The organism is Halorubrum vacuolatum (assembly GCF_900188065.1).
Classification (GTDB): Archaea; Halobacteriota; Halobacteria; order Halobacteriales; family Haloferacaceae; genus Halorubrum; species Halorubrum vacuolatum.
Genome location: NZ_FZNQ01000029.1, coordinates 1 through 23,946, shown reverse-complemented (window position 1 = coordinate 23,946; position 23,946 = coordinate 1). Strand labels below are relative to the sequence as shown.

Here is a 23,946-nt window from a genome sequence, read left to right as displayed (position 1 = left end):
TTGTTGTACACAGACAGGACTTCCTCATTCCTTCCGAAAGATGCCTCGATAAGCCGCCGCTATCACGCGGTTTCTCGCTTAACTAAAGACGGATGACCCCTCCACTTGGGTGGCATATGCGCCAGCTTCTTTCTAACGCCCAAGCCGAGACAACAGATGCCGTAGAACGAACGCTCATCACGCAAATGTATATGTCAGATCCCGAAAGACAGTCCCCGGTACAGGCGGTGGATGCTGTCGAGCGGGCGCTTGACCAGCACCAACAAGTTCTCGCACAGTTGGAAGAGTATACCGACGGGTGATCGCTTGTGCATACCGCGGCTTTCACCCCCAGTAACAGGGCTGAGATACTGCCAAAAAATACCGTCAGTACATACTATTAAATATATGGGACCACATACCTCAACAACGGATATGTCCTCGCCCTCTGGAAGCACTGGGTCACCATCCCCAGACTCAGATACTCACGTTATTGCGACATGGGAGGCCGTTAGCCAGCTCATGCAAGCGACGCAAGCCACTCGCGAGGTCGCTGAACTCTGTCACTTCCTCGACATTGCTTACCTCTACGGAGACATAGACGACGACACTACCACAGCCCTTCCCGATGAAGACGCCTTCTCGTTACCGACTGATGAGGAGAGTGAACTTGCCGTCAAACAGGCCATTCGTGCTGAAAAGCGGGCCATTGAGGCACTGCGTGCCGCACGGGAGACGCTCATTGAAGACCTTACAGAGTCAGCACCCGACTCTTGAGGTTTTTTTCTACAATAAATATAAACGCGATAGTCCTGCCTTGCAGGAATACCCTTGCAGCAACGGAGTCAACCACTTCTAACCAGAAAAACTATATATATATATCGGGTGTATCTGTAACAGAAATGAGGCTTGTCACGCCGACTGATTTTGAGATTTTGTCTGCCTTGGCTGATGGGAAGCGAAACAATGCGATCAATATTGCCGTAGAAATTGACAAAGATCGAGCATACATCAACACTCGACTTCCTGTCCTGCTTGATTACGGGCTTGTAGACCGCATCGGCCCGGCTCGAAATAGCGGACTGTATATTATCACTGACAAAGGTCGCGCTGCGCTCACCCACCGTGAGGCCTACCGTGACCCTGATCGTGACTTCGATTCGTTGATCGAGCAGGATTCCTGATACGTTCTCAGCGCAAGTCTCTCGCTTTTTGCCTGACTTGCGTTCACTCTGTTGCTCGTGTTGTTTTGATATGGTATGTCTTCTTGTTTTTGTGGTCTGTGTGATTTTTCCCACCACTATCCTCGTGGGCTTTCTCCTCAACCTCCTGTGATGCCGTCGCATGGACAGACAGTTTCATATATTGCTATACGTAACTGATCAGATATGAGACGGTTCGTGTCGCTTCTATCCGCCATACTCAACGGATATAATACAACTGGTTGGTTCTTGATAAATGTGTAGCGACGAACCAACTGATACCTCACACTCTCCAGCTACCAGATACGGCCACCTCATCGATCATATTCAAGACGCAGTCATCGAACTCGAATTTGTCGATGGCGTCCCCATCATCGCCGATGTGAATGATTCCTTTGAGATAATATTCGGGTATGAACCTGAAGCTGTCATCGGCGACCCACTCAATCCATTAGTGGTTCCTGAGTGGAAACAAAACGAAGCGCGCGACTTTGACCAAGCCGTCTTGTCGGGTGAGGTCACCTACAAACACGTCAAACGCAAGACGGCGTCCGGACTCCGCCACTTCCTCTATCGCGGTATTCCCTATCATACGCCCGACCGACGAGGTGGGTTCGCTATTTATACTGACCTCACGGAAGTCCACTGGAACGAACAACGCTTCCATGTCATGACACGGATCCTCAGACACAACCTTCGCACACAGACAAACATCATTGACGGGTATCTCTCCGAGCTCTTTGCCGAACTCGAAGAGACCGGGCATGCAAACCCCGAGTTGCAAGCCACCCTCACCGACGCCGTCACCAGCCTCGAACGCTTGATCGAAGAAACACACGCCATCCGGACCGTAATCAATGACTCTCCGGACACTGATACCATCACGGACTGTGTCCCGATCATCGAAAACGCCGTTCACACCCTCGCTCAGACCTATCCCGACGCGACCATCGATACCGCCCTCCCGGACACCCTTCCCGTCCACGCAAATGCAAACTTGCAGTATGCGGTCGAAAGCCTGATCGACAACGCCATCACCCACAATCCGGCACAGGCTCCGTACGTTCGTGTTCGGGCCGCAGAAACCACCACCCACCGGTGGGTGAGCATCTCGGTCGATGACAACGGCCCGCTCATCCCGGATGCTGAAACAGACATTATCACCGGGCAGACGTCCATCTCACCGACACGCCATAGCTCCGGGCTCGGACTCTGGCTTGTGAAATGGACCACCGAGCTGTTCGGGGGCGAGCTTCGCTTCGAAACCAGCGAGTTCGACGGCAACACCGTTCAGCTCCGGCTTCCGACCACACCGTCGTGAACACTCCGGGCGGCACTCGATCGTATTGTGTTCCCACGCGCGGCGTCCTGTGTCGTTTGGTTCCCGGTTCCGGTGTGCGTCCACTTCGCAACTGCCCCGTCAGGCTGTTCGGCCCCGACTCCGTCGCGTGACGCAGTCGCCGGGGTGGGACCGACACCACGATATGGGGGCCGCCGTCGCGTGTCGGTCCGGATTGGTCAGCTTCACGCCGGTGCTTGTCCCCGGCTTTGACTTTGGTGCTCTGGGACCACTCGATCTTCGCCGTCTTCGGGCTATGGGGCCTGTGTACCTGTCACCGTGCGCGAGATGCCGACATCGCCCCGCCCGCAGAGCCCGGCTTCCGTCTGTGCCGTTGGTATCTCACGGCGGGCGTCGGGGTCTACCGGCCGTCCGATCGCCAGTCAGCCACTCGGGATGCTTTGGCCGTCGTCCTGTAGATTTAAGTGGTTCTCCGTTGATGATTAGGATGTACCGACAGTAGGTACCCATACCATACACAGATGGATACGACGTTGACACGGCCGGGCCGGGCACAGTTGACGCGTCTTGCTGTCGCGGACGGACGCGCAGTGTCCAGCTTGCTTGGCCGATCGCCACGATGGGTGCGAGACGGTGGTGGTCGGCCGACGGTTTCGACCGCGGCCCCGCTTGCTGCCGTGTCACCGCTGTGTAACCAAACAATGAACTACGACAGACACGACACTCGGACGGCTGACTCCGCGTACGATGTGAGTCAGTCAGCGATTACAGGCGTATCGTGCACCGATCGTGCAACAGGCACGGGAGGGAAACTATGACAGACCGGCGGAAACAGATTTCGGCCGTGTTCTTTGCGGCCGTGATGGTCATCTCGATGGTCGCAGCCGGTGCGGTCGTCGGGCCGGCGGCGGCAGAGGAAGATCTCAATCCAGACGAGATTACCAAGGTGGAAGCAAATGATGTCACTCCTGGTGACACCACTCAGGATGTTTCGTATGAATTTGATTTAGGTGGGGACGTTTCTGATGACTCGAGTACCATTATCCTTGAGTATAATGATGATCGCGTTAACCTAGAAAATATTGACGGGGAGACAATTGTGCCCAATGTGGAGGTCAGAGATATCGAAACGGCATCCGACGGGGACAATGCGGTAATCGCAATTGATGTCCCCAACCTGAACTTTGTCCACGATGACGGACTGGATCTTGCGCTGGATGGAATTGATTTCACCGCGTTTGAGGAAGCGGAAGATGTTACCGTGGACGTTGGTCTTGACAGCCGGAATATCGGAGATGGTGTCGAAGAAAACCTAGAAAACGGAGCTTCCGAAGCCGACATCGTATCTGCATCCGATGACGGCAATGAGGATACGTTTGCGGTCGATATCTTTGAAACGGAGATAGACGGGCTTGATGCTCAGAACACTCCACCAGAAGCGGATGCTGAGTCCGAGCTCAACGATATCGACGTCGTCAGCCTTGCCACCGAGAACGCCGACCCCGAGGAGTCGAACTTCGTCGTCATCGATTACGAAGACGAGAAGGATATCGACCTTGACGCAGAGGATTTCGACGTCACGACCGATGAGCTTGAGTTCGATGAAGACAATATCGAGGTCGACAACGGGAACAACAACATCCTCCTCAGTCTGGATGAGCCGTTCGAAGACCAGATTGAGGTCGACAACCCCCTTGATCCGGACACAACCGATGAGGATGTATTCGACATCACAGTCACTGCCGACTTCACAGGTGAGTCGGGTGAAGAGATCGACGTTGAGGTTGGCCTGAGCGAAGACGATTCGGGCGATCTCAGTGGTGGCATCGACATCGCACACACCTCCACGAGTGACACCTTCAAGGTCGAACCACGAGACACCGAAATCGTCGACCTCGACGCTGCTAACATCGATGCTGACGCGGAGGAACACAGCTTCGACTTCTCCGTCGATGAGATCGGAACCGTGGGCGGTGACCAGACCGATGTCATTCTCGTCGACTACCAGAGCGACCTTGGTGATATCGAGGTCCCCGATCTCGACACCGACGATGTCACCGTTGAGGTCGATATCGATGGTAATATAGAGACTGTCGGGCTTGAGGATGTTGAGGTAGATGACGGCGAGAACAACCTCGCGCTCGAGCTCGAGGAAAACACGCTGCTTGAGGACGTCCTCGAGAACACGAACACGAACGATGGCGACGTTGTTACCGTCACCATCGGTGATGCCGACAATGCGGACGCAGACAACATCGACTTCACCGGTCTTACTGAAGACACCACGGAAGTTGATCTTGCGGTTTCACTCGGTGACAGTGAGGATGAATTCGATCTGGGCGAGGCTGACCTCAGCGAAGAGGCTGCCGCGTTCACGACTGAGGACACCACGTTTAACGTCAACAACCGCGACACGGAGCTTGACGATCTTGACGTTGGTGAGCCAATTGACGCTGATGCGGAGGACCACAGCTTCGAGTTCGATATCACGGAGTTGGCGACGCCGGAAGGACTGGCGGCTGACTCGTTCATCGTCACCTACGATGACACGGATGTTGACGTGAGCGGCGTCGATTCCACCGGCGATGTGACTGTTGAGCTTGGTGACGAAGGTGTCGACGTTCAGAGCGTGGACACTGACGGCGAAGACATCCTCGTTGAGTTAGATGAAGAACTCGATGAGGAGGCCAGTGTCGACGTGACGATTGACGATCTCGACTTCAGTGGCCTCGAAGAGGACACCCAAGATGTGGAAGTCGGTGTCGGCCTCTTCGATGATGCCGAGGAGGAACCGTCGGCCGGTGATGGCTTCGAAGCTGCCGACGGAGACGCCCGGCAGGACAGCGACAAGCTGACCGTCAACAACCGCGACACGGAGCTTGACGATCTTGACGTTGGTGAGCCAATTGACGCTGATGCGGAGGAACACAGCTTCGAGTTCGATATCACGGAGTTGGCGACGCCGGAAGGACTGGCGGCTGACTCGTTCATCGTCACCTACGATGACACGGATGTTGACGTGAGCGGCGTCGATTCCACCGGCGATGTGACTGTTGAGCTTGGTGACGAAGGTGTCGACGTTCAGAGCGTGGACACTGACGGCGAAGACATCCTCGTTGAGTTAGATGAAGAACTCGATGAGGAGGCCAGTGTCGACGTGACGATTGACGATCTCGACTTCAGTGGCCTCGGCGCCGACACCCAAGAGGTGACAGTCGGTGTCGGCCTCTTCGATGATGCCGAGGAGGAACCGTCGGCCGGTGATGGCTTCGAGGAAGCCGAGGATGACCGGCAGGACAGCGACGACCTGACCGTCAACAACCGCGACACGCTGATTGACGATGTTGAGCCGGATGAACGCGCTGAGCGGGACACCACCCACGAGATCGACTTCGACGTGACGGAGCTCCGAACCGATGAGGGTGCCGGCCCCGTCGAACAGATCGAAGTCGACTACGAAGATGACGTCGACCTCAATGACGTCTCCTCCGATGCGAGCGACATCGACGTCGACGGTATCGAGGTTGACGAGGTTGACACCTCCGGCGACGACAGCACTATTGTGCTTGAGTTTAACACAGCGTTAGAAGACGAAATCAATGAAGATGACCTTGACAAGACAGTCACCCTGACGCTTGATGGTGACGGCGACGATGGCGTCGACTTCACCGGTGTGCTCAATGGCGACACCAGTGACAATGTCCGCGTGACGCTCACTGCACAGGCTGACGATGGTGCGGACGTCGACAGTGCCCAGGGCGAGTTTGCGCTCTCGGCAGTGGTCGATCCCGAGCCTGAAGACATCACGGCGACCGACGTGAGTGAGACTGACGCGACGGATCAGAGCCAAGAGGTTACCTTCGAGTTCGCGGAGGTATTCGAGGACGAGATTCGCTCTGACACGGGTCAAGAGTCGACTATCGAGATCATCACCGTTGCCCCCGAGGGACTTGCAGACACCGACGTTAGCGTCGAAGATGTAACCCTCAGTCTCGACGGTGAGGAAGTCAACGGTGCAATTGAATCCGTGAGTGAGGAGTCCATCAGTGATGACACCACCCTCGTCATCGAACTTGATACGGGAGAGTTTGAGGATTCCGACATAACTAGCGACCCGGATGCGACGGTGTCGATCGACATCGCTGACGGACTGCAGTTCGAGGACGCCGGAGTTGACAAGAAAGTCACGGTCGGCTTCGCTGAAGATTGCGGGGCGGCATGCACCGACCCCTTCAGTGAAACTGAAGAAGAGGATGTGTTTGCCATCGCTGGCGATGTTGATACGGTCAACGAGATCACGCTGAACATCCCCGGCAGTGGCGCCGACGAGTTCCTCGGTGTCGTGACGGACGAAAACAACGATGGCGACATCACCGTTGATGCGTCTGGCATCGAAGACGAGTTCGGCACCAAACTGGTCAACGAGGAGGTCGAGATTGAGATTGCCGGCGATGACGTCGGCACCGCGACCGTCGAAGACGGTGAATTCACCGACGTAGACATTGACCCAGAAGACATCTCGGACGGTGTCGACACCTCTGAGGCTGCCGATGTGACCATCGATGGCGAGAGTGACGGCACGGACGTCGAACTCGTCCATCAGGCAATCGCCGTGGAGGGTAGCGTTGACACGTTCTCCACGCCACTCGCACTCGACGAATCGACGATCCTCACGTCGTTCGACGACGCTGGTGCACTCTCGCAGTACAACGCGACGACGAACGAGTACGAGAGGGGCGTCCTAGACCTGAGTCGGACGGAGCAAGTCAATCAGGGCTTCTTCGTGCAGGTTGAATCCAGTGAGGACGAACGTGTTGGATTCGACTTCGCCACGGGTGACCGCGACAAGCAAGAGACGTTCACGCTTGAGGAAGGCACCCACCTGCTCGGCACTGCGCCGAACAACATCAATGAGGTGACTGAATACAACGTCGAAATTCAGGAAGACGCACAGGTCGAGGTGCCTGACGATAACGGTGCGGCGATCCCAACTGAGGGTGTCGTTGACCCCGATACGAATGTTAAGAACACCGACGCCTACTGGGTCTTCCTCGATGAGGATGGCGACCGGCTAGTCTTCAGCCCGGGATTCGAAGACGGATCTGATCTCAAAGACGAGGCATAGCCAACCACGACGGGCGAACCTATCGCCCTGTCACCCAACCATCCGGACCCAGTCCGGATCTCGCAGTCGCGATTTTATTTTTTCACACGTCTGAGCGACAGCAACCCATTACCCGCTGCATCCGTAGCCATTCCCGATACTCAACTGAAACTTATCGCATGCAAGGAGAATACCTCGGGGCTTGACTCCGAAGCGATTCATTCTAAGCCCGGCGATCACCCAACGCGGACCTACTAACTATCACGCGGGTCTTTGACCAGCTCGTAGAGCCCTCCACTGTTCAGTTGCTTTATCCAGCCTGCGTTTTTCAGATTTCGCAACGCGTACTCCGCCTGTCCCTTGTTGAGGTCCGATCGCTCCCGCAAAAACAATGGATTGAGTCGACCCCATGGCTGATCGGAATTCCGTCCCTGCTTGAACAACTCAAGCACAACTTCCTCGCGTTCGTTCGGTTCATATTTTTGATTGACCATATTACTACTGCTGTGTTTTCTGAACTTTAATACTCACCCTTATGCTGAGTTATACTTTCAGCGTTTTGCTTAGCAAAACGTTAAATACGATAGGCCCGTCACGGTAGATGTGAAGTACGGGATACCGGTCAGCAATGGCCGGGGCGTGTTACAGGCACGCCCGACCGTGCTTCGACAGCAAGACGAAGCATGCACCCCTCCGATACCAACTCGAAAGAACCTGTCGAACTGCAAGCCAACCGCTCTGTGCAGCGGTCCCGATACGAACAGCGAGACGCGTGGGCCCGCTGATGATGATGAATAACGCCGATGGAGCGCCGACACTCGTTCGGTGTCGGAGCTGTGACGCAGTCGGGCTCCCCGAACGAATCGCCATCCACACGTGTGCGGTGATGGACCCCACGCCGACCAACACCCGGTCCCGTGATGCAATCCCGCTCGCAGCCATCAGGCATGGAGCCACCACCCCTGTTGATCCCGATGTCCTGACCGACGCCGACGGGACGGTCAGCAACGACACCGGCAGCGCCGGCACCGACCTCGACACCCCTCCCGGCCCACACACGGAGGCCAGCCATGAGTGAGCCGAACGGCAACATGGCGTGCTGGCGAGGCCACAGCCGTCGACACGGGTGGGATGGCGACACCATGGTCCTCGCCGATCCCACCGTGATCGCAACCGGACTTCGGGTTGGCGATGACGCCACGGACACCCCATGCATCGAGTGTGGATGCCGACTGCAACCGGGCACCCCGGTCGCGGCGCTGCTCGCCCGGAGATCATCGCTGCCCACTTGGCAGATTGCCGCTGTGGCATGCCGTGCGTGTTCACTCCGACCGGAGCCCACACACCCTGCCGTCATCGTCACCGGGACGCTCTCGACGTGTTCGCACCCGCATACACAGACACACAGCTTGTGCTTGTCCGATGTCGCACACGAGTCGACTCGCCTCCGATCGCCATCATCGATCCCCCGTGAACACGACCGATGAGGCACCCACACTGTCAGAGACGGTATTTACCGATTCGACATTGAGAAACACCGATTTCAGTGCATCAGATCTCGACGAAAGTTCACTTGACGGTGTAAATGCCGAAGGTATCGACCTGACCGGTGCGAGCGTTCAGGCTGCCCAGCTGGAGGATGCGGACTTGACAGGTGCGATACTCACCGACGCAGTCGGAGAAGGTGCGATCCTGACCGATGCAATACTCGATGATGTACTCGCCCGATCAGTAGATCTGACGGGATCGTCCATGACCGGGGCATCGCTGACCAAGGCCACCCTCGTACGGGCAACACTCACCGACGTGAACCTGAGAAACGCAACACTCACCGACGCGGACCTGTCCGAGTCGACACTGGATACGTCGATACTTGTCAGGGCAGACCTCTCCGGGGCAAACCTGTCTGATACGAGTTTGGCTGGGTGTGATCTCGACCATGCCGTCCTCAAAGACGCCGTGATTGGATCGGCGATCATTGTGAATGCAACGTTACAGGGAGCAAACCTCTCAGGAACAGACCTGAGCGAGGCGACGTTGGAAACGGTCAACCTCCAGAACGTGACCCTTGTCGAGACTGACCTCAGAGGACTGGATCTGAGTGGACTCGACATGGCGGGTGCCAACGCGACCAATGCGAGTTTCCAGAAGGCCGATCTCTCCGGGACGGACCTAAGCGAGGCGACCCTCACGGACGCCCATTTCGACGAGAGTACCGTCCAAGACACCGTGTTTACAAATAGTACACTCATAGCAGCCAGTCTTGTCGGACTCGATCTCACAGCCGCCGTGCTCTCGGGAGCAAACCTCACGGATGCAAATCTCACCGAAACTGACGTCACGGGGCTCGAATTCGATGACGAGACGCTTTCGGGTGTCTCGCTGATGAACGCCACTGCCGTCGAGACGACCTTTGTCGATGCCGACCTCTCCGACGCCGATCTGCGTGCGATGCACGCCGAGCGTGTAGACTTCTCAGACGCTGACTTGACCGACGCGACGTTCGATGAAATGTACATCGAGGAAAGCATCGTAGACGGGGCGACGGCGAGGGGAGCGACCCTCAAATCGGCGACACTCACCGAGACGTCTATCGAAGGTCTCAATCTCTCGGGAGGCGACATCCGGAAACTGACGTGCAGAAACGTCCGGGCAGAACGAGTAAATCTGACCGACGTGGACGGGACAAACGTGGATTTTTCGATGGTTGACCTCTCGGAGGCGACGCTCGAAGGATCCGACTTCGTCGATGCAGCATTTGAGGAGGTTACACTCAGAGACGCACGGTGTCAGCGTGTGACGTTCCGGAACGCTGATATCGGACGATCGCAGCTAACAGAGAGCACGTTCGACGACGCGACGCTTACGGGCGCGACGATCACCGCGACCGACTTCACTGCATCCACGTTCACGGATGCAGAACTCGGACGGACAGTAGTTGAGGACACAGATTTCACGGATGCAACGCTGACGCGGACGGGCTTCGACAGGGCGACGATTCGGGAGACAACGATGACCGAGGCCACCCTCGTGGGGACAACCCTCACAGACGCCACCGTGAAAGACACGACGTTCTCACGGGCCGCATTCTCGGGAACGGTCACAAACGGTACCACATTCGAGACGGTAGACCTCTCTGAGTCAGAACTACGAGACGCCGAATTCGTCGGAACAACCATCGTCAACAGTCTCTTTGAGGAGACGATCATCGTCAACTCCGACCTGACGGCGACCACAATTCGTGACAGCGAGCTGATCGAAACGATCGTCGTCGATTCGATTCTCGGTGAGACGAGCCTTGATCACAGTACCGTTCACAACGCGTCGTTTACCGAAACCAACGCCGCGAAGCTCAATCTTTCAGGCGTCGAGCTGTCCGATACCACATTCCAGGAGACCGATCTCACCGGCGCAGTATTCGACGGAATGAGTATCACTAGGACTGATCTATCTGAGGTCGATCTCACGTCGGCCAGTCTGGTCGAAGTGAGCGTGAGCGAAACGGAGTTCGTACAGACGAACCTGAAGGCAGCCACGCTACAGAACGTGGAACTGACTGACGTTGACCTCACGTTTGCGAATCTTTCGGAGTCGACATTCGAAAACAGTACTCTTGCCGACAGTGACCTCTCTAACGTCACCGCAACGAGTGCGACCTTCGATCAGGTGACAGCAGTGGACAGCACGCTTGAAGACGGTAACTGGAGCGCGGCAACCTTCGACGGCAGTGATCTCTCTGGAAACAACGTCTCAGAGGCGACGCTATCTGCGGCTAGTCTCGTGGGGACAGACCTGACCAGTGCACGGTTGACAGGGACGGACTTGAGCGAGGCCGACCTTTCGCACGCGATCCTTGTCGGTGCTGAACTCGATACAGCGGACCTCTCGAAGGCAACTCTCTCAGAGGCGTCACTCGTTGAAGCGACGCTCACCGAAGTGAACTTACAGGAGGCAATAGTGACGTCTGCAGTGTTCAGCCGGAGCAACCTCACCGGTGCTACTCTCGACGACGTCGACGCAACCGGAGCGACATTCGACACGGCACAGGTTTGTGACATCTCCTGTTCAAATACTGAACTCTCGGGGGCGACGGGCACAGACGCCAATTTCTCCGGTGCAGCGTTGCGCGATGTCGGGCTAGCCGAAGCAAACTTTTCGGGTGCCACATTCGATGCAACGACGCTCGTTCGAGTGACGACTGACGACGGAACGTTCGACAGAGTGACGTTCGATGAAGCGACGCTGACCGACGTGCGAATGCGTCGGACAGATCTGAGAGAGGCCGAGCTGACGGCAGCGGAATGTACCGATGTGACGTGTACTGAGACAAACCTGTCCGAAAGCACGTTCCAGGACACGACGATAACCGACTCGGATTTTACCGGTGTCACACTCCAGGCGGCGACGATCGAGAGCGTGACTGTCGAGAAGTCGAGCCTGTATGGTGCACAGGTACACGATGCAGCGTTTCATGACGTAACCGTCTGCGACACGGACGGCAGAACCGCCGACCTGACCGGCGTGACGATCGCTGGGTGTGTCTTCGAGGACACACGGTTCACGAACGCGACGTTCGATTCGAGTTCGATTACCGGAACAAATGCGACTGGCGTGACGTTCAAGACGGCCAGTTTGGTCGGCAGTACGATTGATGGCTCGGTCTTCGCTGGGGTGGATTTCACGGGAGCGGACTGCACGGGTGTGGAACTCACCAACGACGAATTCGTCGTCGACGAAACCGACGACCATGAATCCACGGATGACGGTGGCTCCCCGGACGACGTATCGCTGGGTGTCCGCTTGGACGACGCGACTTTCACGAAGGCACACGTCGACAGTTCGGCGTTCGACGGGGCGTCCCTGACTGATTCGGAGTGGACGGACGCGACCATCGCCGACACCACGCTCGTTGGGACCGATATGCAGTCGGCAACGCTCGAACGTGCGAGTATGGATCGTGTAGATGCGAGGCAGGCGGACTTCACGGACACGACTCTCACGGAGGCGCAGATCGGGGATTCGACGTTCGAGGAAGCGACGTTCGTTAACGCCATCATCGTGGACGCTCACGTCGAAGAAACCACTTTCGAGCGGGCGACACTCACGGCGGCGGATTTCACCGCGATAAAACTGGTCGGATTCGACGCTACCGAGGCAAAATTCGACCGGACAACGCTCGACAACGCGACTCTCGAGCATGCGATACTTATCAATACAGATTGCACGGAAGCCACGTTCGTCGACGCAGACTGCACCGGAGCCGACTTCACAGGGGCAACCATCCGACAGGCAGATCTCACTGGTGTGAACTGCACCGGTGTCACGCTCAGTCAGGCCGACCTGACTGACGCTACTGCTGAGCGGGCGACGCTCAAAAACGCCGGCTGTACAGGTCTCACAGCGACAAACGTAGACGTGACCGATGCGACGCTGGACGAAACAACGCTCACCGACGCGGATCTCTCCGGCGGGACGCTTTCCGGTGCGACCGTCTCTGCGGCCGAGTGGACGGGGGTCAGTCTCGACGACGCGACGCTCGTTGCAACGGACCTCACGGGTTCGATCCTGTCGGAGACGACGTTCCGCGAGGCCGACTGTCGCGGTGTGATACTCACCGACAGTACACTCGATGGGGCAGACTTCTCGGGAGCGACACTACGCCAGTGCGTCTTCGAGCGGGCGACACTGACGGATGCGACACTCTCGCGTGTCGATGCACCCTACACGGTATTCGACGGCACGACCGTTCGGGGAGCAACGATCGAGGACGCGACACTCACGAGCACGCGATGGGCCGGCAGCACGCTGGAGCGAACACACCTGGCGGGGTCCGACCTCACTGGCGCATACATCGCCGACTCGGAAATAATCGACGCAACGCTCGATAACGCCTCACTCGACGGGAGCCGGATCACACGTACCCCCGTCGTCGGGACGAGTCTGGTCGATGCAACAGCTATCGACGCAGCACTCGACGCTGTGGAGTTCGAGGAGACCGAAGCGACGAGGGCTATCGCCAGATCGACGACGTTCACCGACGTGACGATAGACGGTGGAACGTTCGACGAGTCGGACTTCGAAGGGGCCACGATCGTCGACACGGAGATAACCGGGTCGAGTTTCGAGCACAGCGACTTCAGCGATTCCCAACTCCAGCAGACGTCAGTCGAAAATACGACGTTCTCCGAAGCGACACTCGACGGTGCAACGATTACGGATGGGACGCTCACGGACACCGTCTTCGATTCGGCGACCGCGCGCGGCGTCGAACTGGACGCAACCACCGTCGAAGCGTCGGACTTCTCCGGTGCAGACATCCGGCGGCTCCTGGGCCACGATGTCCAGTTTGAACGGAGTGATTTCACGGGGGCATCACTCGAACACGGCACGCTGGACGCCACGACGATCTCCGAAGTAACGTTCTCCGGGACGGAATTGGCGGCCATGACGATAACCGAAACGGTGCTGTCGGACACGGCCTTCGATACCGCGTCGCTGTCGAACGTATCGTTCGAAGAGACGACCGTGAAACGATGTGACTTGACCGACGCGACGCTCGAGCAGGCCACACTTCGGGGAGTCGACATACAAAACAGCACATTGGAAGCGGTAATGGCCAAACACGCTGCGGTCGAGAACACGACGATCGTTGCCTCCGATCTGACCGACGCAGATCTGACCGGTGCCACGGTCGCCGGGACGACGATCTCGGAAACTGAACTGAACGATGTCACCTTGACAGGGAGTTCGTTCACGGACACGGAGCTCACTGACTGTCGTCTGCGCCGTGCAACGTTCACCGAGGGCACGTTCGAACGTGTCGCCTTGGAGTCGGTTGACGCGCGACGGGCGGATGCGACGGCAACCACGTTCGATGCGTGTACGTTCTCGATGACCGTCTTACGAACGGCGGATCTCACCGACGCCGACGCACCGGGTGCGGTGCTGAAAGACGTCGACTGTCGGAACGCGACGTTCTCGGAAGCGACTCTCGATAGCCTCACAGTCGACGACTCGACGTTCGCAGGTGCGTCATTCAGCGAGGCAACGCTGCGAGATAGCGTGTTCGATGGCGGCGACTTCACGAATGCGACCTTCCACGTGGTCGACCTCACTGCTACCACATTCCACCGTGGTGATTTCACCGGTGTAACGCTTACTGACGTCGATCTCACGGGCGCTGAGCTGGCGGAGGCCGTCTTCACGGACGCCGCAATGGAAACCGTCACGCTCGTTGATGTCGACCTCTCCAGGGCGGAACTGGTCGATCTGTCGGTGGTCGATGGCCAGTTCGACGGCTGTCGACTCGTCGAGGCGCGCCTCACTCAGGCCGACCTGTCACACGCTGATCTCCAAGAGGCGGTCTTCGAAAAGACTGACCTGACCGGCGCTACGCTGATCGAGACGACGTTCCGGGGCAACGATCTGTCGGGATCGACGCTCGCACAATCGACGCTCTGTAGGGCAGACCTGCGTCATGTGATGTTCGAAGGGAGCAATCTGCAACGTGCCGATCTCGACGACACCGATCTTGACGGGGCAGTACTGGAACGGGCGTCACTCGTCGAGGTGACTCTACAGGGGGCGTCGCTCATCGAAGCCAGTCTCGACGAGGCCGATCTGCACGAGGCGGACATCTCGAACACCACGCTTGACGGCGCGAGTCTACTCGAAGCTGATCTGCGCGATGGCAATCTCTCTGAAACGCATGCACACGACGCGCAACTGCTCGGTGCTGACCTGACAAGAGCCGACCTGACGAACGCTGACTTTGATAGTGCAGACATGACCCGGACGACGCTTGTCCGGGCTGATCTGTCGGACGGTTACCTCTATCGGGTCGTCCTCACAGATGCAACCCTCACTGGAGCGACCGCTATCAACACGATGTTGTGTGAAGCCACACTCACGAACGCCGATCTCCGGAACGCCACGTTTTCGGGGAGTGACCTCCGAGAAATAGACCTCACTGGCTCCGACGTTCGCAACGCCGACCTATCGACGGCAAACCTGACCGGAGCAGTATTGTGTGATGTGAACGCGACACGCGCATCGCTTGAGGACGCAGACCTGAGCGGTGGAGATCTTGATGGTGCAGTCCTGAGACTTATTAGCGCTCCCCGTGTGACGCTCCGTGAAGCGACACTGTCTGGGACAGATCTTCGAGATGCCGACCTTACAGAGAGCGTCTGTGTCGGTGCGGTCATGCATGAGGCAGATCTCACGGGCGCGAACCTGCGCTACGCCGACCTGACCGATGTACAGCTACACGGAGCGATTCTCGTCGACGCTGATCTGACGGGGGCTGTACTGCTCGATACCGACATTGATCGTGCTGATCTTCGAAATACGACGCTCCGGGAAGCAGATCTTCGCACGACCGAACTCGGAACCGCGGACCTACAGGGGGCTATATTCTAAAGGGAAAAAGCGCGAATTCTCCGGCCCCAGAATACGATTTTCGATGCTGTCAGTATTGTATCTCTTTTGCGGTAGAAACGACCGGCAGTGTCACGGTAATCCTCGCCCCGCCGAGTTCGGACTTCTCCTCAGAGACCGTCACGCTTCCACCGTACTGTTTGACCAGTGTCCGGACGAGAGACAGGCCGAATCCGGTCCCCTCGCTCCCCCGCAGTGTCACTCCTTCCTCGAAGACGCTCTCGACTTTCTCCGTTGGGATGCCGGGGCCGTTGTCCTCTATCGTGACTGACACCTCCGCGTCGTCTCGCTCGATGGAGACCGCGATAGTCGGCGTCGAAGTATCGTTGTGTTTGATGGCGTTCACGAGCAGGTTACGGAACAGCGATCCGAGCATATCGTTGGCCCGTATCTCTACGTCCGGGATGTCGGTCTCAAGACGCAGTTCAGCGTCCGGGTTGATCATCTCGATGTCCACGAACTCCCTCTCCAGCACACGGGGGAGGGAAACGGGCTCGAGCGTCTCCCCAAACTGTGTGACGACGTTCATGACCTCCCTGGTCGCCTCGGTGAGGTCAACAATACGCTTACCACATGCTTCGATGCGATCGAGGCGTTCGTCGATAGATTCGTCTCCAGCGGAATTGTCTTGCTGAAGTCTCTGAACCAACCCGAGCGTGACATTCGCCTCGTTACGGATGTCGTGTCTGATTATCTGGTTGAGCAGTTCGAGTTTTTTGTTCTGTTCTTCGATTGCGAGTTCAACTCGCTTGCGCTCGGTGACGTCAGTCTGGACGCCGATCATTCGTTCGGGATCATCGTGCTCGTCAAAGACCACGATTCCACGGCTTTCGATCCAGCGCAGTTTGCCACTTGGTAAGATGATCTGAAAATCGGCCCGAAACTTCATTCTAGACTCGATTGCCTGCTGGAGTTTCCGTGTGATTGTAGGAAGATCCTCCGGATGGACGCGATTCGTAACTTCTTCATACATTCCGGAAAACTCACCTCGCTCGTATCCCCACAGACGTCGGGAAGACTCGTCCCAAAATAACTCGTCGGTTCGAAGATCCCACTCCCAGACACCGGTGTTCGTCTCATCGAGTGCCAGTTCGAGCCTCGTCGTGAGCTCTTCCAGTTCACGTTCACGTTCTTTGAGTTCACTGAGGTCCATGTAGCTCACGTATCCGCGGACCGTAGATCCGGTGTTTATCGGTGTATGCTGGAGCATAAACGGTCGTTTCCCATCGGCCGCCTCTCGGGTGACTTCCACTTGGAAGTGCTCACCCCGTTCAATCTGCTCGTTGAGATGAGACGCCTCTTCCGTTTGCTCTGGCGGAACGACAAGGTGATCGATCGGTCTGTCGAGGACGTCCGATTCATCGTATCCAAACATTTCAGTGAAGCTGTCGTTGATTGCTACGGCAACGGACTCGCCGTCACGGACGACATATTCGACGATGGCCGCCTGCGTGGTCTCGAACAGCGACCTGAGGCGCTTGTTCTGGCGCTCAAGTCGCTGCTCGTAGACTTTGCTCTCGGTGACGTCTTTCGCAAACAGGACGACCCACTCTTTCGAGAGAGAGACGAACCGTCCTTCGAACCACCGCTGCTCACCATCGACCGGATAATCATACTCAATGACCTGCATCTCATTGGTTTCGAGGGTCCGTTCGAGAGCCTCACGGAGCAGGTCTGCTGTTTCGACGTCCAAGCCTGCTTCGACTGCTTCTCCGAGAAGGATGTCGGGGTGCTTGGGCAACAACTGGGTTTCGCCGGATAACACTTCTTGGTAGCGTCCCTCGTTGTCGAAGCTGATGACGAGGTCAGGTACCGCCTCCGTAACGGCCTGCAGTCGCATTCGCTCGCGGCGGAGTGCCTGTTGGGATTCTATTCGTTCGGTGATGTCCTGTACCGCACCCTCGATGTATGCCTCGCCGTCCTCGAAGATACGAGTACTAGACATTGACGCCCAGAACTGTTCACCATCGACCCGCTGCATATGTAACACCTCATCCGTGATAGTCCGTTCTGAGAGGAGCCGCTTGTCCAGGTCTCTGTAGTCTTCGGGATCGACGTAGAAGTCACTCACCGAGTAGTTTTGTAACTCGGAGGTTGACTCTGCACCGAATATATCAACGAGTGCTTGATTCCCATACAGTAGTCGTTCCTCATCACCCGTTGTGAGACGATAGACGCCGACAGGAACGTTCTCGAGGACGCGCTCGTAGCGTTGCAGCTCGTGTTCGTATTCCTGCTGTTCGGTCACATCTCGCAGGAGATAGAGCCTTCCGACCTGTTCTCGCTGCCGTTGAGCTGTCGAGCGACGTATCTCGATCGTCCGTCCGTAACGGTCGAATCGGACGGGGGTGGCCTCTTCGATGTCGGTGTACGTCGGTAGGAGTTCATCGGCCGGGCCATACTGGACGTCGGTACTTGACGAGTCAGTGAGGAATCGGACAGCTGATGGATTCGCATCAAGCACGAGGCCGTTCGGACCGACAAGAAGATACCCATCAGCCATCTCCTCAACAGCCCTGTCACGACCGATCGGTTGCAACTGGAAGATCCGGTATCTGAAAATCGAGTACGCGAATAAGCCGAGCATCGCACCGGCAAACGCGGGCGTGAGGTTCACCCCGTCACCGCCCGGTGGATAGATGCCGGTGACTTTCAGAGCGGTTACCAACGGGGGCAACCAGATCGCGAGAAGAGCAAACATCGCGAATTCACGCCGAACGAGGCCACGCCGTTCGCCAAAAATAATGATACCGCCTGCGACAGCCAGTGCAAATTGCGTCCACGCGAGAAGCATCGTGAACCAGATCGTAAACTCATGTTCGAGGGCGTATATGCCGTAGTGTTCAACGAGTCGTGGTTCGGTGATCATTACCTCGCCGGGGTTGAGAATAAAAAGCGGGACACCAATCAGCGGAACGACTGCAAGCATGCCGATCGTCCCTCGCGTAATCCAGCGATCCCAGCCAACCAGCGCAAGCGCGAAGATAACCGCAATCGAAGGGACAACCCCCGAACCGATGATTTCAAGCTGATAGAACAGGACCTTTTGGTTAAGATCTGTGCTGGCTGTTTTTACTGAGGCAGCAAAGGTGTAGATTGCAACGTGAAATCCAATCAGCCCGATACTTGCGACGAGATAGCTGAATCCACGATCCCGGATGTACGTCAGACAGTACACAGCGACTGCCAGAGAGATAAACCCGCCGAGAATAAAGACGAGAAGGATCGGATGATATTGCCACATACTGCGATATGATACTCACACGATCATAAACGTACTGCGAACACCAATCCACAGGACTTCTGCCCGCGCGTATGCAGGCCTATTGACCGGGGGTGCGCCGGAACAACTTAGCCCTTTGCGCGCTAATAACACACATGGCCGACATTGACCGCCCGATCCACGTAGACCGACGGGTTTCGTTGCGAACGCCGCGATCAGACCGTCTCCAGAGCAGAACGGTCTGGCTGTGGGATACCCGACCACTGCAGGCCCGCTGGCAACTGTCATATCACGAATTCGAACGCGCCCGCGAAGATGGCTTGTTCGGGATACACGCCCTCGAACTTGACGATATCCCGGTTCCCGACGGCGATGTCCTCGTCGACGTCCGTTACGTCGGTGATGAGGAGCTACCGCGCAATAACAAGGCGATACGAACACACTTTACCGACCCTGACGGCGTTCTACGGGCGACCGAATCGTGGGAGGCAACGGGTGTCCGACAGGCACCTCGTCCACCAGATGGCAGGAGAGGTACCAGCCGGGACACGTCGGGCGACAACGAACCCCAGCGAGTCCAGATGAGAGAACTTAGCATCGAAAGCGTCCGATCACCTGCCTTGTCTCCCCAAGAGCGAGAGGCGGCCGATACGAAAGCATACTCGGCCATTGGCGACATTACTGAGGAACTCATCGAACCTGTCGTCGACCATCTTGAAACCGAAAACCGTCCCTTCGAGGTGGTCGATGACGGAGCGGCAATTTCTCTCACCGCGACGATTGACGGTCACGAGTGGGAAGTGCGAATCGAAATCGCAGAAGACGCAGACGGCTGTGTAATTACATCGATACACCCTGAACCACTTTCCGGTACGCGGCGTGAAGAGGTTGCAGACCAGTTGCAAGAATACAACGAGACTGTCAACAGAGGTGGGTTCGAGATCGATTCCGAAGGAGGAACAGTCCGGTTTCGAACCCCGGTGCACCCCATCACGGAGTCGGTCGGTGACGCTCTGAGCGAGAACGTCACCGCGATGGCCGAGTGGTATCATCTGCTCTCGCGTAAGTGAGACGGAGGCACTCACGACTCCCTCATTTGGAGTCGATCACGACAGCTTTCTCACTCGCTTGTACAGTCACATGTGAGTCCCGTGGACAGTTCCTCAAGCGTGTAACTCCGAGCACACTCCTCACAGGTCACGCGAACGTTTGCCGTCACCGAGACCGGCCCAAAGTCAATTTCACCGGCCTTATCGAGACGTTCGACGCTGTCTTGAACGATGCTCTCGGTACGGCCGACGATTCCGTACAGATTCTTTCGTTCGCTCCCGACCGAAAGGGTCGTTCCCCGGCTCGTATCGATGTCGAGACAATCGCGGAGATGTGTTCGTACCGTCTGATAGCTCACGAAATCCCGATAGAGTTCGTCCGGGTCGACTCCCTCTCTGGTACACTTGTTTCGAACCTGAATCTCGGTCGCTTCGGACCCATCACGCTCACGTAATAGTCGAGTGAGGTTTTCGACCTCTCCCGGAACAAGTGGACTTCCAGCGCTCCGAAAGGCCTGTTTCACGATCTCCTGATTCACCAACGTCTCGAGATTGCGGAGACTGTCACCACGTGCTTTTGCCGTTTTGAGTTCGTCGTCGAGGGCAGTAAGATCGTACTTTTCTGCGATCGTCTCGATCTTGCACGGCATCGATAGTCTATTCTGCGGGGGAATATTGAATGTTACCCCGCGCACGGTGGCGCGGGGAATCCTGCTCTCACGAGGGCAGGCTTCCTGTTTCGATGACGTCACTTGCAGACACAGACTCAAACTGAGTCGTGTTCGTAGCGGTCACAGTCTCCACAGGCGTTGATTCGGGCCATCCCAGCCCTAACTCCTCAAACCCTCTCTGCAAGACATTCATTGCCGCATTTGCATCTCTATCCGTCTCGAACCCACAACTCGGACAGGAGTGTTCCCGCACCCAGATTGGCTTCGCCGTCTCCACGCCACACGACGCGCACTCCTTCGTCGTGCCACGCGGCTCGACCTGCTCGACATGACAGCCGTACAGGTCGGCCTTGTATTCGAGGAGTGTAATGAATTGCCGCCACGCCGCATCCTGCTTGTTGCGGGCGTTGCCGTCTCCCTGAAGCATTCCAGCAACGTCGAGGTCTTCCATGAACACAGCGTCGTACTCTCGGACGAGCCACGTCGTGATCTTGTGCTGGTAGTCCAGCACTTTCCGCTTGATGTGACGCTTCACCTTAGCAACCTCGCGTCGTTGCTTCTCGTAGTTATTCGACCCCTTTTCTTTGCGAGACAACTTGCGTTGCTCACGTCGAAGTCGTTCATACTCGTCTTCGAGGTTAAGCCAATCTACGGTCTTGCCGTCGCTGGTGTGGATGTAATTCTGGATGCCGAGGTCAATCCCAACGCTGTTGCTCGTGTCAAGCGAGTCCATATCGGGTTTCTCGGGAAGGGTGGAATCATCCGTTTCCAACCCGAAGGAGACGAACCACTCGTCTGTCCGTTCTTTCTTGAACGTGACCTCTTTGATAGTGGCGTGATCGGGGATCGGACGTGAGTATCGGATTTTCACCCAACCAATCTTGCTGAAGCGGACGTAGGCGTACTTGTCGTGGCCCCTCTTTTCATCGAGGTCGAAGCCACTCTGGTTGTACGTCACGCTCCGGTAGTCGGTGGGTGCTTGCCGTTTGAGCCGACCGACGTTGTATCCCTTCTCTTTGAGTTCACTCAAGACGGTGAGGTTGTGGTGGAAGCGAGCAACAGTGGCTTGTGCGGCCTTCGAGTGCAGTCCACTGAACATTGGCCACTTTCGTTTCCACTCAGGCAGCTTGTTGTTCTGGTCATACTCACTCGGCTTGTCGTCCTCTGGGCTGTTCTCGTAGTCCCAACGGATGTGGTTGTAGAGTTGGCGATGAATATCCAGATGGTGTTCCAGTCGCTCCGCTACCTCTTGTGTCGGGTAGGCGTAGTAGCGGTGACTGTATTCCATCGCTGTCTGTCGGTTAGGGATGTGTTGACTTAATGGTTTGTACCACGAGTTGTCGGCTTCATCCCCGACCACGGTGGGTCGGGGTATTCGCCTCGCTGACTAGTATAAAATGACACGGGTCACGAAGACAGCGATGTTCGCATACGGATTGAAAGGCGAAGCAGTACGCTCTCAAAGTGATCAATACACGAAATTAACCGTTTCGACGGCTGTTGCCGTTCGATGTGGGATTCTACAGAGAAAGCAAGGCGAGTGCCTCGGGGCTTGATCCCGAGGCAGTTCACGGCTTACCAATCCCCCGATAATTATATGACAAGTGGCTAATATAGATAGATATGAAGTCGCGTAGCGTGCAGATTACACTCATCGGCGTCGGGCAGGCTGGGGGGCGTCTAGTCGATACGTTTCTTGACGTTGATGACTGGCTCGTCGACGATCCAGTCGTGGGTGCGTGCGCGATCGACACATCGCGGGCATACTTGCAGAACCTCTCTGCTGTTCCGGATGCACAGCGGCATCTCTTGGGCACTGATCGGGCCAAGGGTCACGGCGTCGGTTCGGACAACGAATTGGCGGCGACGATCGCCGTCGAGGAACGAGCGAAAATAGCTGAGATCAGTGACGACTTGCCAATCGCAGAGAGTGATGCGGTCCTGCTGCTCGCTGGACTCGGGGGTGGCACGGGTTCCGGGATGACTCCCGTGATTGCTGAGAGAGTCCGTAGTCAGTACGATATCCCCGTCTACGGCCTCGGAATTCTTCCACACAGCAGAAGTGCTCCAATTCAAACCCTCAACGCCGCTCGGTCCCTGCAGTCGCTCCGTCAACAGACCAGCCACGTCTTCCTCTTCGACAACGATGCATGGGCAGACGCAGACCCGGACGAGGAGACGTACCGAGAACTGAACGAACGTGTGGTCACCTCTATCGGCACGCTGTTTGGCGTGATGGATCAGGTCGACAGTGACGACAACCTCCTCTCGACAAACGGGCTTTCCTCAGTCGGTCTCACATCAGAATCCGCTGTCCATATTCCACTCACAAAAGAGAATCGGGGACTGTTCAGTCGCCTGTGGTCTCCATCGACGGAGCAATCCGAGGCAAACCCCATCGGGACGGACGAAGCTACACCCTCCATGCGGCGTGACCAAATTGAGGAGGTCCTCCACGAGGCGGCATCGCCACCGTATTCGATCCGGGTTGAGCCCAACAAAATCAGGCAGGTCGAACTCTTTGTAATTGCTCCCGAATCATATCTCTCGGAGACAGATTTGAGTGCACTGGAACTGACCACGGCCATTCAGCTAGATCTGACGGATCTCCATATCTGCGAGCCCTCGCCGTCGGGCGCATCTGACAGGGTTTCTGCCCTCTGTATTCTGACTGATGACTGCTTCGACTGTGTCTCCGAACTGATGGAAGAGGCGATCGCGATGCAAAACGATACATCATGTGTTGAGGTATCAGAGGCGTTGGATCGACTTCCCGATCTCCTCAAAGACCGTTCGACTGATACCGAAGTGACTTCTGTTGACGGGGATGGAGATCTTGAGCCCCTGTTTTGACGGCCGTTGTGATGGTCTATGTTGAGACTCAGGCTCTGTAGTTTCGGTACACTGCGGTTGATTTCACGGGTATCGGACGCTCCGGCGAAGGTTGTAGACGGTGGCTTTCAGCAGCATTTCGCGGAA

General features: G+C 56.7%; 12 protein-coding genes. 8 read left to right on the top strand and 4 right to left on the bottom strand.

The genetic code is table 11. The features are described from left to right. The first annotated feature begins 501 nt into the window (after window positions 1-501). The 4 genes from CHB65_RS15415 (at window position 502) to CHB65_RS15400 (ending at window position 7,606) form a co-directional block, all read left to right on the top strand. Window positions 502-756 carry a hypothetical protein gene (locus CHB65_RS15415; protein WP_089385923.1) on the top strand — a complete coding sequence of 85 codons (255 nt, stop codon included), beginning with the start codon at window positions 502-504 and terminating at the stop codon, window positions 754-756. A 125-nt stretch (window positions 757-881) separates the two neighbouring features. Further along, window positions 882-1,163 carry a phage repressor protein gene (locus CHB65_RS15410; RefSeq protein WP_089385922.1) on the top strand — a complete coding sequence of 94 codons (282 nt, stop codon included), beginning with the start codon at window positions 882-884 and terminating at the stop codon, window positions 1,161-1,163. Window positions 1,164-1,437: 274 nt separating this feature from the next. Further along, window positions 1,438-2,502: a PAS domain-containing sensor histidine kinase gene (locus tag CHB65_RS15405; RefSeq protein ID WP_089385921.1), complete on the top strand. Its 1,065-nt coding sequence runs from the start codon at window positions 1,438-1,440 to the stop codon at window positions 2,500-2,502. A 793-nt stretch (window positions 2,503-3,295) separates the two neighbouring features. Beyond that, window positions 3,296-7,606 carry a midas domain-containing protein gene (locus tag CHB65_RS15400; protein WP_143420458.1) on the top strand — a complete coding sequence of 1,437 codons (4,311 nt, stop codon included), beginning with the start codon at window positions 3,296-3,298 and terminating at the stop codon, window positions 7,604-7,606. A 233-nt stretch (window positions 7,607-7,839) separates the two neighbouring features. On the opposite strand, the gene CHB65_RS15395 is transcribed toward CHB65_RS15400, so the two are convergent. Continuing rightward, window positions 7,840-8,079, bottom strand: a complete 240-nt coding sequence (locus CHB65_RS15395) for a MarR family transcriptional regulator (protein WP_089385919.1) — start codon at window positions 8,077-8,079, stop codon at window positions 7,840-7,842. A gap of 290 nt (window positions 8,080-8,369) precedes the next feature. Here CHB65_RS15395 and CHB65_RS15390 point away from each other — a divergent pair, with 290 nt between their 5' ends. Together CHB65_RS15390 and CHB65_RS15385 are read left to right on the top strand one after the other, a co-directional pair. Beyond that, window positions 8,370-8,663 (top strand): hypothetical protein, encoded by a 294-nt coding sequence (locus CHB65_RS15390; protein ID WP_089385918.1) that lies wholly within the window; start codon window positions 8,370-8,372, stop codon window positions 8,661-8,663. A gap of 113 nt (window positions 8,664-8,776) precedes the next feature. Next, window positions 8,777-16,006 carry a pentapeptide repeat-containing protein gene (locus tag CHB65_RS15385; RefSeq protein ID WP_089385917.1) on the top strand — a complete coding sequence of 2,410 codons (7,230 nt, stop codon included), beginning with the start codon at window positions 8,777-8,779 and terminating at the stop codon, window positions 16,004-16,006. Window positions 16,007-16,055: 49 nt separating this feature from the next. Here the strand turns inward: CHB65_RS15385 and CHB65_RS15380 are convergent, their stop codons facing one another. Further along, on the bottom strand, window positions 16,056-19,268 hold the full coding sequence (locus CHB65_RS15380) for a PAS domain S-box protein (protein ID WP_089385916.1): 3,213 nt from the start codon (window positions 19,266-19,268) through the stop codon (window positions 16,056-16,058). A 134-nt stretch (window positions 19,269-19,402) separates the two neighbouring features. On the opposite strand from CHB65_RS15380, the gene CHB65_RS15375 reads away from it, so the two are divergent. Then, window positions 19,403-20,317: a type III secretion system chaperone family protein gene (locus tag CHB65_RS15375; RefSeq protein WP_089385915.1), complete on the top strand. Its 915-nt coding sequence runs from the start codon at window positions 19,403-19,405 to the stop codon at window positions 20,315-20,317. Window positions 20,318-20,367: 50 nt separating this feature from the next. Here the strand turns inward: CHB65_RS15375 and rdfA are convergent, their stop codons facing one another. Both rdfA and CHB65_RS15365 read right to left on the bottom strand, forming a co-directional pair. Continuing rightward, window positions 20,368-20,946, bottom strand: a complete 579-nt coding sequence (gene rdfA, locus CHB65_RS15370; RefSeq protein WP_089385914.1) for a rod-determining factor RdfA — start codon at window positions 20,944-20,946, stop codon at window positions 20,368-20,370. A 67-nt stretch (window positions 20,947-21,013) separates the two neighbouring features. After that, the gene (locus tag CHB65_RS15365; RefSeq protein ID WP_089385913.1) at window positions 21,014-22,255 is read right to left on the bottom strand and encodes an RNA-guided endonuclease InsQ/TnpB family protein; all 1,242 of its coding nucleotides are present in this window, start codon (window positions 22,253-22,255) and stop codon (window positions 21,014-21,016) included. Window positions 22,256-22,590: 335 nt separating this feature from the next. Between CHB65_RS15365 and CHB65_RS15360 the strand changes: the two genes are divergently transcribed. Then, complete coding sequence (locus CHB65_RS15360; protein ID WP_089385912.1) at window positions 22,591-23,820, top strand: FtsZ/tubulin family protein; 1,230 nt, start codon at window positions 22,591-22,593, stop codon at window positions 23,818-23,820. Window positions 23,821-23,946 lie beyond the last annotated feature (126 nt).